1 protein-coding gene is annotated in these 580 nt (G+C 48.4%); it reads left to right on the plus strand.

Annotation, left to right across the window (positions count from 1 at the left end; genetic code table 11):
* Window positions 1–580, plus strand: a 580-nt coding sequence (locus R7Z49_RS26525; RefSeq protein WP_318112641.1) for a PhoX family protein, incomplete at both ends; no start/stop codon positions are given.

The raw sequence follows: 580 nt of genomic DNA on the forward strand, positions 1-580 counted from the left end.
TTGTGCTTTCGGTAAGCTAGAAGCAGGCAAACCCGTAGTATTTTACTCAGGTCATGATTCTCGTTTTGAATACCTTTACAAGTTCGAGTCTGCAGCGGCTTGGGATCCTGCTGATGCAAATCCTGCGAATCGCTTGGCGACGGGCGACAAGTACATGGACGAAGGCACACTTTACGTTGCGCGTTTCAATGAAGACAGCACAGGTACTTGGTTGCCACTAACGCTTGATAGTGTGACGACATCTGGTGGCACGCTTGCTGATCATTTTAACTCGTTAGCGGAAATTATCATTAATACGGCTGGCGCGGCTGACCTTGTTGGCGCAACGCCAATGGATCGTCCTGAATGGTGTTCGGTTGACCCGTTCACAGGCTCTGTATACCTCACGCTAACCAATAACACGCGCCGCACAGACGAAACGAATCCAGCAAATCCGCGCTTAAACAACAAGTTTGGTCACGTTATTCGTTGGGATGAAGGCACTTCTGCGACAGACTTTACTTGGGATATCTTTGTCTTTGGTTCACCTGCAAATGGTGATGCAGACACAAACCGTTCTGGCTTGAATGAGTTTAACCAG

The sequence above is a fragment of the Vibrio sp. 1562 genome (assembly GCF_033340155.1).
Taxonomy (GTDB): Bacteria; Pseudomonadota; Gammaproteobacteria; order Enterobacterales; family Vibrionaceae; genus Vibrio; species Vibrio alginolyticus.